The organism is Marinobacter sp., from assembly GCF_048259445.1.
In the GTDB taxonomy this organism is placed as follows: domain Bacteria; phylum Pseudomonadota; class Gammaproteobacteria; order Pseudomonadales; family Oleiphilaceae; genus Marinobacter.
On the sequence record NZ_JBLXHQ010000008.1, the window covers coordinates 143,721 to 160,695 of the forward strand.

General features: G+C 56.1%; 15 protein-coding genes. 11 read left to right on the forward strand and 4 right to left on the reverse strand.

The window, feature by feature from the left end; all coding sequences use genetic code 11:
* Positions 1–46: 46 nt before the first annotated feature.
* The 6 genes from tssM (at position 47) to ACN0RL_RS08200 (ending at position 7,483) form a co-directional block, all read left to right on the forward strand.
* Positions 47–3,694 carry a type VI secretion system membrane subunit TssM gene (tssM, locus tag ACN0RL_RS08175; RefSeq protein WP_417515541.1) on the forward strand — a complete coding sequence of 1,216 codons (3,648 nt, stop codon included), beginning with the start codon at positions 47–49 and terminating at the stop codon, positions 3,692–3,694.
* Between the two features lie 69 nt (positions 3,695–3,763).
* Positions 3,764–4,648, forward strand: coding sequence for a DNA ligase (locus ACN0RL_RS08180; RefSeq protein ID WP_417515543.1), 885 nt, complete (start codon positions 3,764–3,766; stop codon positions 4,646–4,648).
* 162 nt (positions 4,649–4,810) lie between these two features.
* Positions 4,811–5,134: a DUF883 family protein gene (locus ACN0RL_RS08185; protein WP_417515545.1), complete on the forward strand. Its 324-nt coding sequence runs from the start codon at positions 4,811–4,813 to the stop codon at positions 5,132–5,134.
* The gene (locus tag ACN0RL_RS08190) at positions 5,134–5,646 is read left to right on the forward strand and encodes a hypothetical protein (protein WP_417515547.1); all 513 of its coding nucleotides are present in this window, start codon (positions 5,134–5,136) and stop codon (positions 5,644–5,646) included. The genes ACN0RL_RS08185 and ACN0RL_RS08190 overlap by 1 nt, the downstream gene beginning before the upstream one ends.
* A gap of 293 nt (positions 5,647–5,939) precedes the next feature.
* Positions 5,940–6,518 carry a porin family protein gene (locus tag ACN0RL_RS08195; protein ID WP_417515549.1) on the forward strand — a complete coding sequence of 193 codons (579 nt, stop codon included), beginning with the start codon at positions 5,940–5,942 and terminating at the stop codon, positions 6,516–6,518.
* Between the two features lie 182 nt (positions 6,519–6,700).
* A complete protein-coding gene (locus ACN0RL_RS08200; protein ID WP_417515553.1) occupies positions 6,701–7,483 on the forward strand; it encodes an ATP-binding protein in 783 nt (260 codons plus the stop codon).
* Positions 7,484–7,492: 9 nt separating this feature from the next.
* Here ACN0RL_RS08200 and ACN0RL_RS08205 read toward each other — a convergent pair whose 3' ends face one another.
* From ACN0RL_RS08205 to pdsR, 3 genes are read right to left on the reverse strand one after another with little or no spacing between them, the layout of a single operon-like run.
* Positions 7,493–8,800, reverse strand: a complete 1,308-nt coding sequence (locus ACN0RL_RS08205; protein WP_417515555.1) for a DUF3422 family protein — start codon at positions 8,798–8,800, stop codon at positions 7,493–7,495.
* Positions 8,801–8,817: 17 nt separating this feature from the next.
* Complete coding sequence (locus ACN0RL_RS08210) at positions 8,818–10,890, reverse strand: histidine kinase dimerization/phospho-acceptor domain-containing protein (RefSeq protein ID WP_417515557.1); 2,073 nt, start codon at positions 10,888–10,890, stop codon at positions 8,818–8,820.
* A 3-nt stretch (positions 10,891–10,893) separates the two neighbouring features.
* Entirely contained in the window at positions 10,894–11,595 is a 702-nt protein-coding gene (gene pdsR / locus ACN0RL_RS08215; RefSeq protein WP_417515559.1) for a proteobacterial dedicated sortase system response regulator, read from the reverse strand.
* A 506-nt stretch (positions 11,596–12,101) separates the two neighbouring features.
* On the opposite strand from pdsR, the gene ACN0RL_RS08220 reads away from it, so the two are divergent.
* The 5 genes from ACN0RL_RS08220 to ACN0RL_RS08240 all read left to right on the forward strand — a co-directional run bounded on the left by ACN0RL_RS08220 (position 12,102) and on the right by ACN0RL_RS08240 (position 16,231).
* Positions 12,102–14,156 (forward strand): marine proteobacterial sortase target protein, encoded by a 2,055-nt coding sequence (locus tag ACN0RL_RS08220; protein ID WP_417515561.1) that lies wholly within the window; start codon positions 12,102–12,104, stop codon positions 14,154–14,156.
* The gene (locus ACN0RL_RS08225) at positions 14,153–14,770 is read left to right on the forward strand and encodes a class GN sortase (RefSeq protein ID WP_417515563.1); all 618 of its coding nucleotides are present in this window, start codon (positions 14,153–14,155) and stop codon (positions 14,768–14,770) included. The genes ACN0RL_RS08220 and ACN0RL_RS08225 overlap by 4 nt, the downstream gene beginning before the upstream one ends.
* Positions 14,771–14,817: 47 nt before the next feature.
* The gene (locus tag ACN0RL_RS08230; protein WP_417515565.1) at positions 14,818–15,516 is read left to right on the forward strand and encodes a lysophospholipid acyltransferase family protein; all 699 of its coding nucleotides are present in this window, start codon (positions 14,818–14,820) and stop codon (positions 15,514–15,516) included.
* A gap of 68 nt (positions 15,517–15,584) precedes the next feature.
* Positions 15,585–15,827, forward strand: coding sequence for a GlsB/YeaQ/YmgE family stress response membrane protein (locus ACN0RL_RS08235; RefSeq protein WP_417515567.1), 243 nt, complete (start codon positions 15,585–15,587; stop codon positions 15,825–15,827).
* A 2-nt stretch (positions 15,828–15,829) separates the two neighbouring features.
* Positions 15,830–16,231: an MAPEG family protein gene (locus ACN0RL_RS08240; protein WP_417515569.1), complete on the forward strand. Its 402-nt coding sequence runs from the start codon at positions 15,830–15,832 to the stop codon at positions 16,229–16,231.
* Between the two features lie 55 nt (positions 16,232–16,286).
* On the opposite strand, the gene ACN0RL_RS08245 is transcribed toward ACN0RL_RS08240, so the two are convergent.
* Positions 16,287–16,742, reverse strand: coding sequence for an OmpA family protein (locus ACN0RL_RS08245; RefSeq protein WP_417515571.1), 456 nt, complete (start codon positions 16,740–16,742; stop codon positions 16,287–16,289).
* Between the last annotated feature and the right edge of the window lie 233 nt (positions 16,743–16,975).

Genomic DNA, 16,975 nt, shown 5'->3' on the forward strand with positions numbered 1-16,975 from the left:
TCGGTCAGCCGGATCGCTGGCTATTGAACACGGATACACAGCAGGAATGGATACCATGTGGAGAAAAGCTTTACTTATCGGTCGCTGGCTTCTGCCATACATCCGAAACGCGGCACCGGTTACCCTGGCGCTGGGCCTGATAGCTTTGCTGGTGGCCACCTGGTGGCTTGGGCCAAAGTGGGAGATTAATGGCGATTTCCCGCTGGCGGCCTGGCAGATTCGGGCGTTGATTACCCTGTGCGTTGTATTACTGGTCGCCATGATCTGGGGCACGATGCTGGCGCGCCGCTTGGGCAAGGTTAATGCAGCCAAAGCCGAAGAACAGCAAGAGCAGGAAGACCCAATACTGCCCATGGAGCGCAGGCAACAGCGGTTACTGGACCGTCAACTTGCGGCTTTGAAGAACAACCTGCCTGGTCGCCGGGGTGTTTACCGTTTGCCCTGGTACCTGCTAATGGGCCTGGAGGGTGCGGGGAAAACCAGCCTTATCCAGCGCTCTGGACAGACGTACACACTGACCAACGTAACCCGCAATAATCGTGTGGACTCTAATCCAATCGGGTTCGGCTGGTGGATCGGCGACAACGGCGTACTGATTGATCCCGACGGCGAGCTACTGAGCCAGAATCAGAGCCTCAGCCAGAATCAAAGCCTCAGCCAGAACCAGAGCGCTGCCAGTGAAATACAGCAACGGCTTTGGACGCATTTTATCCAGTGGATTGAGCGTAACCGCCCTCAGCGCCCGCTTAACGGAGTGATACTGGCGATTGACCTGTCGCAACTGAGTACCGCCAGTGAGCAAGAACGGGAGACTCATGCCATCTTGCTGCGTACGCGCCTGAAAGAGTTGATGGATCAGATAGGCTCACGCCTGCCGGTGTATGTCTCCTTCACCAAGATGGACCTGCTCTATGGCTTCGGGCCCTTTGTTCGAAGCCTCAGCAAGCAGGAGAAAGAGCAGGCTCTCGGGTTTACCTTCCAGCTGAAAGATCAGTTGGATAATGATGACTGGTTGACTGAATTCTCCGATCGCTTCAGCGAGATGGTCGCGCGCCTGAACGATCGTTTGCCTGATGTACTGGCCAGCACCCGGGACTCTGAAGACAGAGCCGCTGCCTACTCGTTCACCCGGCAGTTGGCTGGCATGAAGCCCGCGCTGGAAGGCTTTCTGAGCAGCCTTTTGTCAGCTGATGTTTTCTCAACGCCTGCACTGGTTCGGGGTACCTACTTCACCTCTGTTGTGCAGGAGGGTGTGCCTGAAGATGCGTTTGTCTCCGCGGCTGCCAGTCACTATGAGGTATCCGGCCCGATTCAGCCGGCTCAGCGTTCGGGCCAGTCTGCGAGTCTGTTTACCCAGTCGCTTTTCCCGGGGATTATCTACCCGGAAGCCGGGCTTGCCGGGGATAACCAGCGGGTTGTAAGAAGTCGCCGGCGCAGGGTGGCGGTTGCCGCCGTTGTTGCCATATGTGCTGGTGCGGGAACCACTGCGGGCTGGCAGCACTATTTTATCAAGAACGCTGAAGCGGCAGCCTCGGTTGAAACAAGAGTCAGACATTTCATCGATAACTGGCAACCTGTGGGTTACGAGCCGGACGACACTGGCCGCAACCTGCTTGAACCACTGGACCAGTTGCGTCAGGCAACTCTGGCATTCGGGGATTATCGCAACCTGTGGCTGCCAGTGCGTGATATGGGCTTGTATCAGGGCGATAGAGTAGGGCCTGAAGTGGAGTCCTCCTACCTGGACATGCTGGCCTACCAGTATCTGCCGGCACTGATGTTCGGTGTTATGGGAGAAATGAGCCGGGCACCGGACGGCAGCCCGGAGCGCCTTGAACATCTGCGTGTGCTGCGCATGCTCTATGATGCCAGCGGCCGGCGTAAGGATATTGTAGCCATCTATATGAGGGAATACTGGCAGCGTGCCTTCCCGGGCCGCAGCGATACCCAACAGCGACTCCTGGCGCATCTTGATTACGCCATGGACTACACCGACCTGGGAAAGCAGGCTCGCAACGGTGATTTAAACGCGGATATGGCTCTTGCACCTTTCAAAAGCAGCGTGCAGTGGTCGCAACACGAGCTGGGACGGATATCGACACCTGAACGTGTCTACCGGAGTCTGGAGGTTGAGGCGGATCGCGAATTCAGTCAGCCAACTGATTTGGCCCGTGCTTCCGGACCCGCGTTCAGCAACGTTTTCGTGCGCGTGGATGAATATGGCGAACCGGTTGAAAAGCGGCCGGCTGAACGGTCAGGGCCGTCGCTAGAGACTGAGTCGGATCCTTTACGGATCTCTGCGCTGCTGACCCGGAGCGGCCTGGAAACCTGGTTCCTGCGCAAATCCAGCGCAGTTACTGAGTTGGCTCTGATAGACGCCTGGGTGCTGGGGCGCCGGGATAATGTGAATTTCAGCAAAGCCGATCAAGCAGAGCTGCAGAGCAGTCTGCAGAATCTTTACGCAGAGCATTACGTCAACGCCTGGCGTGGCGCTCTGAGCCGGGTGGATATCCAACAGTTTGACGACCTGAATCACGGGGTTCGTGTATTGGAAAGTCTTACCAGCGGTCATGAACCTCTGGTGCAGCTACTCGGGCAGGTACGCGAGAATACACAGTTGATACCCGCCGCAGATGGAGATAGCGCCGAGGCGCGGGAGCTACTCGAGCAATCAGCCCATTTTCGGATGCTACAGAACATTGAGCGCCAATTTACGGATCTGAACCAGCTCAGCCATAAGCAAGGGGATCAGCCCAGCGGACTTGAGCAGGTCATGCTGGTGCTGAACGATCTGCATGAATATTTACGCACAATCCAGGAGTCACCAGACAAGGGCAAGGCCGCCCTTAATGCGGCTCGGGCGAGAATGAGCCTGCAAGGTAGTGATCCGATTTTCACTCTGCAGCGAATGGCTGGGCATCAGCCTGAACCCCTTAACCGGCTGCTGAATCGGCTGGCTACTGAAAGCTGGCGGGTGTTGCTGGATCAAGCCGTGGCGCAACTGGAAAGAGAGTGGTACCAGGAGGTTTATCAGCCTTTTCAGCAGAATCTGGCACGGCATTATCCATTCAACACCAATGCCGGTCGCGATGTCGCCTTGCAGGATTTTGAGCAGTTCTTCGCACCAGATGGTGTGCTGGATACCTTCTACAAAGAGAACCTTAAGCTTTTTCTGGAAGACCATCCTGAACAGGTGGGTGATGCCCGTCGGGCCGGGCTGGTTCGTCGGGATGTGCTGGCATCTCTGGGGCACGCTGAGAAAATCCGCAGTGCTTACTTTACGCGCGGCGGCACGCTGGATGTGGAGTTCGCTCTGGAGCCCCAGAACCTGTCTTCCAACAAGCGCCGTAGTGTTGTGAACCTTGATGGTCAGCTGGTGGAATTCAGCCATGGCCCGCGCCAAAGTATCCCGCTGGTATGGCCCAACACCCTCAGGGACACGGTGGAAAGCCGGATTACCCTGGTGCCGGTGCAAGTGAACCGCTCACCGCGCAGCATCTCTCAGAATGGTCCCTGGGCGCTTTTCCGGCTGCTGGACAAGGCCGACATAACCGGCGTCAGCAGCAACGCTGTTGATGTTCGCTTTCAGGTGGACGACGGCGAAATGCGATATCGCCTGCACGCTGCGAGCAATGCCAATCCGTTCACCCAGCAGTTGTTGTCGGGATACCGGATACCTCGCAGCTTGTATTGAGTAACGCCGGGTTTCAAGGCGAAGTAATGGGTTCGTTGGCGAACCTGACGCAGAGGAACGGAGCAGGGAATGCTGATGTGTCAAATACGATGTACGTTCAGGCTGTGGTTGCCTGCTGTATTGCTGATGTTGCTGACTTCGGTTCGGGCGGGCTATGCCAGCCCGCCGCCAGTTCCCCTTGCCAATACGTATCAGAAGGGGGTTGCACTGGAGGAGTACTGGGTCAGCGAGAAGCTCGACGGTGTAAGAGCATACTGGGATGGCCGCAGGTTTTTATCGCGCAATGGAAACATTTATCAGGCACCGGCATGGTTTGTCGCAGGCTTCCCCGACATTCCCCTTGATGGCGAGTTGTGGATGGGGCGCCAGCGTTTTGCAGAGCTCTCCGGGGTGGTACGCAAGCAGTTGCCTGAGGACAGTGAGTGGCGCGGTATCCGGTTTCACGCTTTCGATTTCCCGGGCCCCGGTCCGTTCCACGACCGTTACGCTAAACTGCGGGCTGTGGTAGAAAAAGCGGACACTCCGTACCTGACACTGGTTGAACAAAAACCTGCTTCTTCTCACGCAGCGCTTATGGCCCGCCTGGATAAAATGGTCGCGGAGGGTGGCGAGGGGTTGATGCTCAAACGGCGCGATAGTCGTTACAAAGCCGGTCGCTCCGATGATCTGCTCAAAGTGAAAACGTTTGAAGACGCCGAGGCCATGGTGATTGAGCACCTGGCCGGCAAGGGGCGTCTGCAAGGGGTTATGGGGGCGATGATGGTGGAGTTATCGAGCGGTCGTCGCTTTCGCATCGGAACCGGCTTCAGCGATGCACTACGTGCACACCCACCCGCACCTGGGACCTGCATCACCTTCAAATATTACGGCCTGACGGCAACCGGCTTGCCACGTTTCGCAAGCTTTTTGCGTGTGCGTGACGACGAGCCTGAACAGTCCTGCTTTGCACTTTAATACGATTTTACGGGTTTCATTGGGTGCGTCTGGAAGGTCTGTAACTTGTAACGCATATCAGGCCTTGTGCTAGAGTAATTTGTGAATGGCTTTATGGGTTCCTTCATGGGCCCATCTCAGGCCGTTGTCGAATGAAGTCAGAAATCAATCAGGAGACAGCTCATGGAAAAGCAAACAGCACAAGATGAGTACGCCCGCGTGAAAGAGGATCTTCAGCTTCTGCGTGAGGACATGGCGTCGCTGACCAAAGCGGTTGCTGATGGCCAGAAGTCCAACGCTAATGACCTGAAAAGTGAAATCAGCCGTGAAACCCGGGCTGTGCTGGATCAGCTTCGTAAGCGAGGCGATGAGGCTCTGAGCCGCGCTACAGAGGCTGGCTCGAAGTCCGTTGAGAGTGTGGAGCATAAAATTGAGGAGAGGCCGTTTCTGAGTATCATCCTCATGTTCCTGGCGGGTGTCATTGTTGGCAAAATGCTTGATCGCTGATGCTGCCTGATTCTGCAACTATCCAGAGCACCCTTCGTAAGGCAGTTGCGGCCCTCACCGGGGTGGTGCTGGCTTTGGTGCTTCTTACGGCGTTGCTGATCACTGGCTTTTATTTGCTGGTGAACGCAGCGACCCTGGCCCTGGCTCCCCTTGTGGGCAAGCCAGGCGCCATGGCCATCACCGGGCTTGCATGCCTGTGTCTGTTGGCCCTGTTTTTTTATCGTATGACCCGCCCCGCCAGAAAGCTGCGCGATAATGAGAGTAAATCGTCTGATTCAGGAGCCGGTTCACCCGTCGATACTCTGCGCTTGTTGATTCAGCGTAATCCGCTTGAGGCAGCCTTGATGGCCTTTGCCGCCGGTGTTGTGGAACAAGGCGACCCGAGGCTGAAAAACCTGTTGCTTCAGGGAGGTATGACTCTGATGCGGCAATCTGCCGGCACTGGTAGCCCCCAAAGTGACAAATCCGAAGATGCGCCTTCACGTTCCACGGATAATTCGCCCGCCGAATAACCTGTCAGCCCCGCTTATAACCCCGTAATTCTCGCTGCTGCAAGCCCGGTAATATTTCTGGTTTTTACTCCGCTGTTTTTGTGTTGTCTTTTAAATTACTGATTAATATTAATAATTTATTTTTTCAAAAAGAAAATTAAGAGAGCATGAATAGATTTTAGTCCGGATGTAACCCAAACGCCGGAACAGAACTACTAGGGTAGTGGCATGCATTTCGAGGGCAACGATAAAACTTTTCGTGACCCTGGAAACGCACCAACGAATGGAACTCAAACCAGCGAGGAAGAAGCATTATGAACTCTAACTCCCGTATTGCACTAGCTACCATATTGTCCGCCAGCGTTTTCGCAGCTCCTGTGGCGCTCGCCCAGAGCTCAGCCGATCGTGATTCATCTGGCCCGTACATCAAAGGCAGTTACGGCGGTTACAAGTCACATGGCGGGGATTTCGATGATTCGAATGATCTGTACGGAGCAGGCCTCGGTTACCAGTTCAACGAATTCTTCGCTCTGGAAGCGAACTATGTCGACTTCGGCAACTTCGGTAAAGATGATGTAGAAGGTAAGCTCAAGGGCGGAGCGCTCGTGGCGATTGGTCGTTTGCCGGTAACTGAGAGCTTCGGTGTGTATGCCAAAGCCGGTGCCTTTGCGGCCGCGCTTGATGTGGATGCTTTTGATGAAGACGAAACCTATGACGAGGTGAGCCCCGTTGTTGGTGCGGGTGTCGACTTCCGCATCACGGAACACCTGACTACGTTCCTTGAGTACAACCGCTATAACGTCGATATTGACGAGAACGATTTCAATGGTCAGCTGAACAACTCCGGCCCGGATTTTGATACTGCTCAGGTTGGTCTCAAATTCCAGTTCTGATCGAAGTGACATGACCCCCGAAACGGTGTGGAGACTTTGTCTTCGCACCGTTTTTTTTGCTTGTCTTTATGCCTTCTACTTGCCCGATAGCTCGCCCGCCGCTCTTGCAGATATACTAACTTCCTGTGCTCCGGGAATAAGCCTGGAAGCAGATCTTTAAATGCTGTTTGGGAAAAGAGCTAATGTCTGGAAACCAACCTTTTGACTGGTCATCAACTCCCGCGGCTTTGTGGCGTCGCCATCGTGCAGGCCTGCGTGCAGTAAGGAGGCTTGACCCGGTTCAGTGGGGCTCTCTGACCGGCATCGAGCGTCAGCAGCAGGCACTTGCTCGCAACACCGAACGCTTTCTTGTCGGGGAGCCTTCGAACAACGCTTTGCTCTGGGGTGCGAGAGGGACGGGGAAGTCATCACTGATCAAGGCATTGCTGAACCGCTACAAAGAGCAGGGCTTGCGAATCATCGAGGTGGACAAGGATGATCTGGTGAATCTACCTGAAATTGTTGATGATATCTGCGATCTGCCTTTTCGCTTCATCATCTTCTGTGATGACCTGTCCTTCGATGTGGGGGAGTCCAGTTACAAGGCGCTCAAGAGTGTGCTTGAAGGCTCTCTGGAACTGCCGCCGGAAAACGTTCGCGTTTATGCGACATCCAACCGCCGCCATCTGATGCCGGAATTCATGTCCGACAACCTCTCGAGCAAGGTCGAGAACGGAGAACTGCATCCTGGCGAAGCAATAGAAGAACAGGTTTCTCTGGCTGACCGTTTTGGTCTGCAGTTGTCTTTCTACGCTTTTTCCCAGGACGTTTACCTGCAGGCAGTGGATGCACTGTTTCCAGAGGCTTCCGACCGGGAAAACCTGCACCGTGAAGCTATCCGCTTTGCAACTTCCAAGGGTGTGCGAAACGGGCGCACGGCGCAACAGTTCTACCGGCAGTATTCCGGAAATGAGAACACTGGTTGAAGCCTGCGTCTATTGTCGTTTTGCCAGGCGCATGAAGTGGTGATGTACGAACCGTATGCCCAGATACACCAGCGCCAGTGTGGCAGGAATGGCAATGCCCAGAGTCAGGGTTTTATTGAAGATAATTCCGGCTTCGTAAACTGAGTCCAGGATCAGCTTCAGCAGGCCAATCAGGTAGTAGGTGATGGCCACAACCGAGAAGCCTTCAACGGTATGCTGCATCATCAGCTGGATTTTCGAGCGCCTGTCCATGGAGCTGAGTAATTGCTGGTTCTGGCTCTGAATCGCCAGCTCTACCCGGGTGCGCATCATGTCAGAAGCGCGGTCTACCCGTTTCGAAAGATCTTCCAGGCGCTCGCTGACGGCTTCGCAGGTTTTTACTGCGGGAGTCAGCCGGCGGGTCATGAATTCTGTAAGAGTAAGGTGCCCGGAAAGCTCATCTTCCCTGAGTTCTTCCAGTCGCGTCAGTACCAGGCGGTGGTACGCACGAGTGGCGGAGAACCGGAAGGTGGCGTTCGCCCTGAAAGCCTCTATACGGGCGGCTATGTTGGTTAGCTGCGTCAGCAGTTTCTGTTCATCCACATCATGATTGTCTGCCAGTGCCTGGGTAATGACAGCGAGCTTCTGATCCATATCATTGAGCGATGGCGTGATCTCACGGGCAACAGGCAGCGCCAGAAGCGACATCAGTCGATAGGTTTCAATCTCCATAAGACGCTGGGTCAGTCGGCCCAGCTGACTGTCTGACATCTTGTGGTTCACCACCATAAAGCGCCCGAAGCCGTCTGTATGCAGCCTGAAGGTGCCCCACACCTTTGCGGCGCCTTCCTGGGGGCTGCTGCCAACCAGCCGTAATCCCTCAAAGTATTTGCGAACATCGTCGGGGTCACCATCGGCGCCTGACTCTGCGGGGAGTATGTCCAGATGGAAGGCGGCAATGACTGTGCCGGGCAGTTGCTTCAGCCAGTCTTGCGGCAGTGGGGTGATCCCGGTTTCGGCAAAAGGTTCCGAATCGTTCGCGGCCAGGTTGATGAAGGTGTAAGAGGCAAACTCCAGGTGCATTTCCCTGCGCACCCTCAGTGTTCCGAACGTTTGCTCAAAACAACCGGTTTCCTGCTCGGGGGCCGCATAGCCCAACTGCTCAGACAGAGCCTGCAGGTGTTTAAACTGCTGCTGGCGCTGTGCCGGTGTGGTCAGCACCGCAATATGGGTGACTCGGGCAGAACTGGGAAGAACCTGATAAGGCCGGGAATGCAGCTCGTTGTAGAGATCGTCCCTGAGAGGGTGAATCTCAAGAGACTCAAGTAGCTCGCTCACGGTGAGGGGGCCTGTTGTTATAAATGGGTGGACGGAATGATAACCCGGAAACAGACACCGTCAATGCTGCTTTGGACCTCATTGGCAGCTTCTACGCGCCCGCTGTGAAAATCAGCGATCAGCTGGACAATCAACAACCCCTGGCCTAAATGCCCCTCCTCCCGGCCTTCTCTTACTGATACGAAGGGACTGAAAATACTGGTGTCAGGGTTCACTGGCAAAGTTGAGCCTTCGTTGAACACAGACAGACAAACCCGGCTCTCGGTTTGCTCCAGACCAGTGATGATCCGGCCATTAGGCGGCGTGAAATCCCGGGCATTGTCCACCAGCTTATCCAGCAGTTGTACCATCAACTCCGGTGAGCCGGTCAGGTTGATGCCCGATTCCGGCCCGGTGTAGTTGAATTGATGGTGCGGATCCAGAATCTGGTAAGCCTTGGTCGCCTCGCTGATCACGTGCGCCAGGTCGAACGCCTCCTTGTCTGCGTTGTCGAAACTCTGCTCCAGCCGGGCTGCCTCGCTCATGCCGTTGAGAATTTTCCGCAAACGCTCCGTGGCCGCAGCCGCGCGCTCGATGTATTGCGAGCGTTCTTCTTCGGTTTCGCTATGGGAGAGATTTTCCAGTGATGAGCGCACCACAGCCACCGGAGTTCTGAGTTCATGCGACAGGCGCCGCGAAAAGCTTTCCAGATAGCGGTTGTAGCCGTGCAGCCGGTCGGACATCTGGGCGAAATAGTTCTGCAGCTGCCCCAGTTCATCCCGGGCCTTTGAGGCCGGAAGAGTGCCGATAATCCGGCCGTCCTGATCAATGCTGTTGCTGACCGCACGCTGTAAACGGGCGATGCGCCAGGACAGCCAGCTGGCATAACCCAGCAATACCAGAGTCAGGCTTACAATAATCAGGGTGCTGCGGGCAATGACCGAGCCCAGGGTGGAGCCCGACAGAGTCAGCAGTTGATCCAGAGACTGTTCAAGCACCAGAGCCCGGCCGCCAAATACGGGCCGGGTGGTCATCAGCCAGACGCTGCCATCTTCATGGCGCACAAGACCCTCGCCTGGCAGAGTGTTCATGTCGAGCCGTTTGGTATTGGTGGCCAGGGGGGCTGGTCTGGGTTGATAAAACTGCACCAGCGCCCGGAGAGCATTGAGGCTGATATGTTCAATTATCTGAAAAGGGCTGAGTGCTTCGAACTCTGGCCGTGCCTCCCTCGAAGGCGTTGACTGCTGTGCGACCACCCAACCGGCCGGCTCGATTAACCTGGCGATTTGTCCCCCGCTCATACCCGTGATCAACTGTCGCTCCAGTTCAGGCTTGCGTTCGACCAGAACCGATATTCCATCTGCAGACGTGGCTGTTTGCGCCGAATCTGAATTGTCCTGCCATCGGGCGGTAAAGCCCAGCCGGCTGCCCTGCGGCGGCTTGGGCAGCTCGAGTTCAAGCTGCCAGCCACTTCCCACACTGTGCCAGTAACCATTGACCCGATAGTCCGGCTTTAGAGCGTTTACTGACTTGGCGTAATCAGCGTTATAAATGGTGGCGTAAACCTTTCCGGGTGCGGGGGTGCGGATTAGCCAGGAGGTAGGCCGGGTATCCGGGTCCAGCTCGCCGCCCGCTGGCTCCAGCCGGAGCAGGAGCCGGTCATGGGGTTGTTCGGGCGCGCCGGGATTGAAGAATACGGGCTGGCGATTACTGATACGTATCAAAAGGTACAGTTGGCGCTGGTCGGTAGCCGCTTGCCAGCGCATGCTGGGCTGGCCTGTGTTTTCTGCTGGTTGATCCGGTGATTCAGCAGACTGCCAGGGTTGGAACTGATCCCCTTCGTCGTATCCTGGCCAGTCGTCGCTGTAGCCGTCGAGATTGAGGGGGCTGCTCAGGTTTTCCACATATATGGCAGGCGTCAGGGCTGTAACAACGGGGAGTCCGATGCTCAGGTCTCCTGCAGCTTGTGCCAGTCGTTCAGCCTGATCCTGCAACTGCTGGAGGGCCTGCTGTCGCAGCGCCTGATCCAGCTCCAGTACAAATTGCAGGCCGGCCCAGGGGATCAGGAGCATCAACAGGCTGGCAACAAAGAGCTGACGTTTGAGGGTCACGAATCAGAGCTCACGGGCATTCCAGCGATAGCCCATTCCGTAGGCGGTCTGGATGCTATCGAAGGCGCTGTCGAGCTGCAGGAATTTGCTCCGGATGCGCTTGATGTGTGAGGTCACGGTGTTGTCGTCCAGGTGGGTGTTCGCTGCCTCCATCAGTTGGTCGCGGCTGCGCACGTGGCCGGGGTGCTGTGCCAGTGAGTGCAGCATCCAGAACTCTGTAACGGTGAGGTCTATTGCGGCCTGATCCCAGGCTACGGTCATGCGGTCTACGTTGAGGCTGAGGCGGCCACGGTTTACCACTTCATCCGGTTTCTGCAGGGCTTCAGCCCAGGCGTCGGCCCGGCGCAGCAGGGCGGTCACCCGTGCCAGCAAATGTTCCATGCTCATGTCTTTGGTGACGTAGTCGTCTGCACCGAGGCGCAGGCCGTGCACGGAATCGATATCGCTGTCGCGGGCCGTAAGGAAGATGACAGGCAGTGTTGCGGATAGTGAGCGCAGATCCTGACACAGAGTGAAGCCGCCTTCGGGTTCATCGCCAAGGCCGACGTCGATGATGGCGAGGTCGGGCAGGGCCTGGCGCAGCACCTGCCAGGCGGAGGATCGGTCTCCGTAGGTGGACACTCGATAGCCGCGGCGTTCGAAGGCGGCGCGGTAGTTGTCGCGGATGGCGGGTTCGTCCTCTATCAGGACAAGGTGTTTTTTCATGGTTTTGGCTGTTATCCGTGGGTGTTGGGCTCTATTTAAACACGGCAGGCCCTGAGAACAAGGTTAGCTTGCGGTGTTGTCATAATTCATCACTTTTTGTTCGCGGAATGTCGGATTCTGCCATGGGAGTTCCTTTTCAGATTGCTGAAATGGCGAGGTCTTATTGAATCGTGTCGCTAAAGGATCTTGCCATGATGTTTTCTTCCCTATCGTCTAAACACAGTGCTTTCCCTTTTTGTCTGAGTCCGCCCCCCAGTAAGGTCGAGGCCTCCTCCAAAACACGCTGTGAATACTTCCCTGTACGCTCGGCTCCGCCTCTCGCTGCTTCATGCTCCTGCGTCGCAGCGAGAGTCCTGGGCAGGCCATCCCTGGCCAGCCCGAGAAGAGCTTTGCGCTCTTCTCCCATGGCTCCGCACGGTTTTGGAGGAGGCCTCGACCTTACTGGAGGGCTCAGTGCAAAGCGCTCGCATCGTGTTCGGCGTTTTATGGAGGGGGTTAGTTTGTGGATGGCAATGTTGCTGGTGCTGTTTGTTCAGCCTATCTATGCCGAAGCCAACACTGGCAATGAGGATTCCGCAGGTGTGCTGCATTTTGTTGACGGTAAGGGCCAGTGGCAGGAGCCCGCTTTGGTGCTCGGAAGCGATTTTGATGTTCGCGTTAGTGGGCTGATCGCAGATAGTACGCTGGTGCGAACGTTCCGGAACACCAGTGACCAGTGGCGCGAGGGGGTGTTTGTGTTTCCGCTGCCGGAGAAGGCCAGTGTTTACGGGCTGACCATGAAGGTGGGGGAGCGCACGATTGTGGGTGAGGTTCAGCCCCGTGAGGAAGCAAAGAAAACCTATGAGAAAGCTCGGGATTCCGGGCGTCATGCGGCGACGGTTGAGCAGCAGCGCCCGAATCTGTTTACCACACGGGTGGCAAATATTCCGCCGGGGGCGACGGTGAGTGTGGAGTTGAGTTATCAGCAACTGGTGAATTATCGGGATGGGGTTTTTGAGTTGAGTGTGCCCACGACGCTAACCCCTCGCTATATGCCGGGTGCACCTTTGGCAGTAACGCCGCAGCAATGGCAGGGCGGCTGGGCGGTGCCTACCACGGAGGTGCCCGATGCGGATGCCATCAGTCCGTTTACGGTGGATGTGGCCGATGTCGCTGCGGACAGCCACCGGGCGTCGGTTCGGTTTACTATTGATGCGGGTCTCCCTCTGGCGCGGGTGTCCAGTCCCAGCCATGAGCTGGTTTCCCGGCAGGACGGGCAGGTGATGATGGTTCAGCCTCAGGCTGGAGAGATTGTGATGAACCGGGATTTTGTGTTGCGCTGGCAGCCACTTGCGGGCCAGGAACCGGGCGCCGCTGTTTTTCATCAACAGTGGGAAGGGGAAGACTATCTGCTGGCGATGGTGGTGCCCGGGCGGGCCGGAAAAACCCGATTGCCGCGTGAGCTGACGTTTGTGATTGATACCTCCGGTTCCATGGCGGGGGAGTCGATTCAGCAGGCAAGGGAGGCTTTGCAACTGGGGCTGGAGACACTGGCACCGGGTGACCTGTTCAATGTGATTCAGTTCAACTCCCAGCCGCACGCTCTGTTTATGCAACCGGAGGAGGCAACGGGGAACAATCTGGCCCGTGCACGCCAGTATGTTAGTCGGTTAAAGGCAGATGGAGGTACGGAGATGGCTCCGGCACTGACCATGGCTCTGCAAAGCCAGCGCAAGAACGCGGGTGAGTTGTCAGGAGATGAGGCATCGGAAGAACCATCACGAGTGCGCCAGGTGGTGTTCATGACCGATGGTGCGGTTGGCAATGAGTCTGCGCTGTTCAGCCAGATCCGTCGTCAGTTGGGTGATCAAAGGCTGTTTACGGTGGCTATAGGCTCTGCGCCTAACCGGCATTTTATGCGTGAAGCTGCGCGTTGGGGGCGAGGCAGTTATACCGCGGTGCAGGACCCTGCAGATATCAGCGGCCCTCTGGTCCGGTTGTTTGCGGCCATGGAAGCGCTGGTGCTCACAGATATCGACGTACGTTGGCCGGGTCAGCCAGCGTTGGCTATGGAAGACAGTTTTCCGCGCCGCCCCGGCGATCTTTTTCAAGGAGAGCCACTGCTACAGGTGGTGCGAGGAGTCCCGCCAGTTGGTGAGTTGAGTGTGTCTGGCCGTTTGCCGGGCGGTGCAGCCTGGCAGAGAAGCCTGGATTTGCAGCAGGCTGCTTCAGGCTCAGGCCTGAACCGTTACTGGGCCCGGGAGAAAATCGACAGTCTTCTTGATAAAGCAAGGGTAGAGGGGCTGGAGCCGGACAAAGAGAGAATCACCCGTCTGGCGGTTGAGCATAGTCTTATGTCGCCTTACACCAGTTTTGTGGCGGTGGATGTAACGCCCGCCCGCGATCCCGAGAGCGTCTTGTTAAAAGACAATCTGCCAACCTTGCTGCCCGCTGGAAGTCAGCCAGGTATGGCTCGTTACCCGCAAACGGCAACGGTTGCGCCCTTGCTTGTTGCCCTGGGGCTGCTTGGACTGATGTTCTCTGCTGCTATTGCACTGCTGCGCAGGCGGGCCTACCCATGAGCCGCCTGCTGCTGTTGCTGATAACAAGCTCTGCCACTTTGTTGGTCTTCGGCCTGTGGATTCCTCTGAAAGCCGTGGTCGCTCAGGAGCTGTTAGAGCTTGCCTGGGCGGAGAGTCAGGCCCGGCAAACCGAATCCCGGCCCTGGCCATGGGCAGACACCTGGCCTGTGGCGAAATTGTCCATGCCGGGGTTAGGGGATTCAATGATCGTACTGGCGGGTGTCCACGGGGAGAGCCTGGCATTCGGGCCGGGTCAGATGATGGGCATGGAAGGTCAGCAGGGTACGGTCATCATTGCGGGTCACAGGGATACTCATTTCCGGCCCTTGCAGTACCTGGAACCCGGCAATGAACTGCAGTTGCAAAATGTTGACGGGCGCTGGCAGGGTTATCGGGTACAGGAAACAAGGGTCGTGGACAGTCGTTCGGAGTTTATCGATACCCACAAGTTGCCTGAAGGCACCCTTTTGCTGGTTACCTGCTACCCGTTTGACACCATGGATGCAGGTGGGCCGTTGCGTTTTGTGGTGGAGGCCCGTGCCGAAGGTATTCGCACCTCTGGCGCTCTCAGTCAAAGCTCCTCAGGAAAAATACACACTGTTGCAGGCCTGTGAACTTGGCGTACACTTGTGCGCCAAAACCCCGTTTCAGAGTTTTTCGTATGGGCTTTATCAGAAATTTTCTGGCCTGGATGAGTGTTCCCGTGCTTTGTATACTTGCCCTGCCATTCTTTATTCTCAGGCCGTTCAACCCGGATAATAATCGGCTACTGGCGATAGCAATAGCCAGGACCGGCCGCGCAATACTCGGTATGGAGCGGCCCGTGGAAGGTGTGGCGAACATGCCTCAGGATCGCCCTGTGGTGGCTATTTGCAATCACCAATACAACGATGACCTTTTTGTTGTAGGTGATCTGGTGGCGCCCCGCACCGTAACCGTGGGCAAATCATCATTGGTCTGGATCCCGTTTTTTGGCTGGGCATTCTGGCTGGGCGGTAATGTGATATTGAACCGCGCCCGCTCCCGCAAAGCCGTTGCAGTCATGCAAGCCACCAGCGAGGCGATCACCCGCGAGAATAAAAGCCTGTGGGTTTTTGTGGAAGGCACCCGAAGCAAAGGTCGGGGGCTGCAGAAGTTTAAAAAAGGTGCTTTTTACGCGGCGGTGACGGCCGGAGCGCCGATTGTTATGGTGTGCGCTGCCGAGTATCGAAACAAAACCCTGGGTTGGTTTGGCAGGCGTGAGCCGGTACCTATGCGGATTCTGCCCCCGGTGGAAACAACAGGGCTTACCACTGAGGATGTTCCTGCCCTGATCGCGCGCTGTCATAAAGAGATGGCGGAGGCGATCGCAGATCTCTGAGATGCGCAAGGCCTGATTACTCTGTATAAAGAGTCTCTCAAAGGACATCCTGCAAGGAGAGAAAAACGATGAACCTGATTCTGTTTCTGATTATCGGCGGTGTTGCCGGCTGGCTCGCTGGCCTGATCATGAAAGGCCGTGGTTTTGGTGTACTGGCCAATATTGGTATTGGCATCGTCGGTTCGTTTATCGGCGGCTTTGTTTTCCGCCTGCTGGGACTGGCTGCTCAGGGCGCTATTGGTGAGCTGGTCACCGCCACCGTCGGTGCTGTGTTACTGCTGGCGATCGTCAGCCAGATCAGGAAGAGCTGAAAATGATCGTACCTGTTACCGGTGTGTTTGCTGCCGTACTCGGTATTTTATTACTGGTGCTTTCTGCCCAGGTTGTGAAATTCCGTCTGAAATTTAAACAAGGCATGGGTACCAACGGCGATCGTGATTTTGAAGCCGCCGTCCGCGCTCATGGCAACCTCGTAGAATATGCTCCGCTGGGCTTGATCATGCTGGGTATTGCGGAGCTGAACGGGGTGGCAAGCGGAGCTGTTTACTGGACAGGAATGGCCCTGGTGGTCGGCCGGATACTTCACGCCTGGGGCATGATTAATGGCCACGGAGAGGAGCATAAAGCTCGGGCGATTGGCATTGTGCTGACCTGGCTGGCGATTCTGGTTGCGGCGATTCTGCTGTTGTGGAATGTGTGGCAGGTTTACGGCTGATTGTCTCAGCTAAACCTCCGGGGCCAGATACTCTGGCCCCGGACAGATTTCCTTTCTAGAGTGCTTTCGCCATATCGTGGGTCAGGTATTCCAGCTCTACCCGGCGATTAGCGGCGCGATCATCCGGCGTGGCCAGTGGGCGGGCCGAACCCCAGCTGGCAACCAGAATACGGGATTCCGCAACCCCCTCCTTAATCAGAAGCTTGGTGACGGCATTGGTCCGAAGCCTGGATAAAAAACGGTTATAGTCCTCGGCACCAAAATTATCAGAGTGACCATGAATCCGGACACTGAGGGTGGGGTGCTGCCGCAAATAAGTTGCATGTTGCAGGATAATCGCTGTGTCTGAGGCGTCCAGTGCGTGCTTGTTGAAACCGTAGTGAAATCTGACCCGATGTGGGGGCTTGTCTTCAGTCGCCCTGTTTTCAGTTAGAAAAGTGGCTGGGTTAAAGCCGTATGCTACGGCGGCTTTGGCAATCAGCTCCGGGTTATCCAATACGAGTACGGTCATCTGCAGTATCCTTGTTCCAGCTCTCTGGTTTTTCTTGTTATTCCTGCTCACTATTGGCCGAGACAGAAATAACGGCAATTGGCGGATGGTCGACATGACATTCACGCTGAATATCATTTAAGCGCGAAAATAAGACACTGATATGATAGAAAACAGTTTTTCAGGGACAGATTATGATGAATTGTGACCGCCCATGCTGATTATTCCTGCCGAGAACGCTGTTAACTGGAAGC

Coding starts and splice junctions, on each gene's coding strand:
- ACN0RL_RS08180 (WP_417515543.1), top strand. CDS start 3,764: ATGCTGATGTGTCAAATACGATGTACGTTCAGGCTGTGGTTGCCTGCT.
- ACN0RL_RS08240 (WP_417515569.1), top strand. CDS start 15,830: ATGATCGTACCTGTTACCGGTGTGTTTGCTGCCGTACTCGGTATTTTA.
- ACN0RL_RS08245 (WP_417515571.1), bottom strand. CDS start 16,742: ATGACCGTACTCGTATTGGATAACCCGGAGCTGATTGCCAAAGCCGCC.
- ACN0RL_RS08200 (WP_417515553.1), top strand. CDS start 6,701: ATGTCTGGAAACCAACCTTTTGACTGGTCATCAACTCCCGCGGCTTTG.
- ACN0RL_RS08225 (WP_417515563.1), top strand. CDS start 14,153: ATGAGCCGCCTGCTGCTGTTGCTGATAACAAGCTCTGCCACTTTGTTG.
- ACN0RL_RS08195 (WP_417515549.1), top strand. CDS start 5,940: ATGAACTCTAACTCCCGTATTGCACTAGCTACCATATTGTCCGCCAGC.
- ACN0RL_RS08220 (WP_417515561.1), top strand. CDS start 12,102: ATGGCAATGTTGCTGGTGCTGTTTGTTCAGCCTATCTATGCCGAAGCC.
- ACN0RL_RS08230 (WP_417515565.1), top strand. CDS start 14,818: ATGGGCTTTATCAGAAATTTTCTGGCCTGGATGAGTGTTCCCGTGCTT.
- pdsR (WP_417515559.1), bottom strand. CDS start 11,595: ATGAAAAAACACCTTGTCCTGATAGAGGACGAACCCGCCATCCGCGAC.
- ACN0RL_RS08190 (WP_417515547.1), top strand. CDS start 5,134: ATGCTGCCTGATTCTGCAACTATCCAGAGCACCCTTCGTAAGGCAGTT.
- ACN0RL_RS08185 (WP_417515545.1), top strand. CDS start 4,811: ATGGAAAAGCAAACAGCACAAGATGAGTACGCCCGCGTGAAAGAGGAT.
- ACN0RL_RS08235 (WP_417515567.1), top strand. CDS start 15,585: ATGAACCTGATTCTGTTTCTGATTATCGGCGGTGTTGCCGGCTGGCTC.
- tssM (WP_417515541.1), top strand. CDS start 47: ATGGATACCATGTGGAGAAAAGCTTTACTTATCGGTCGCTGGCTTCTG.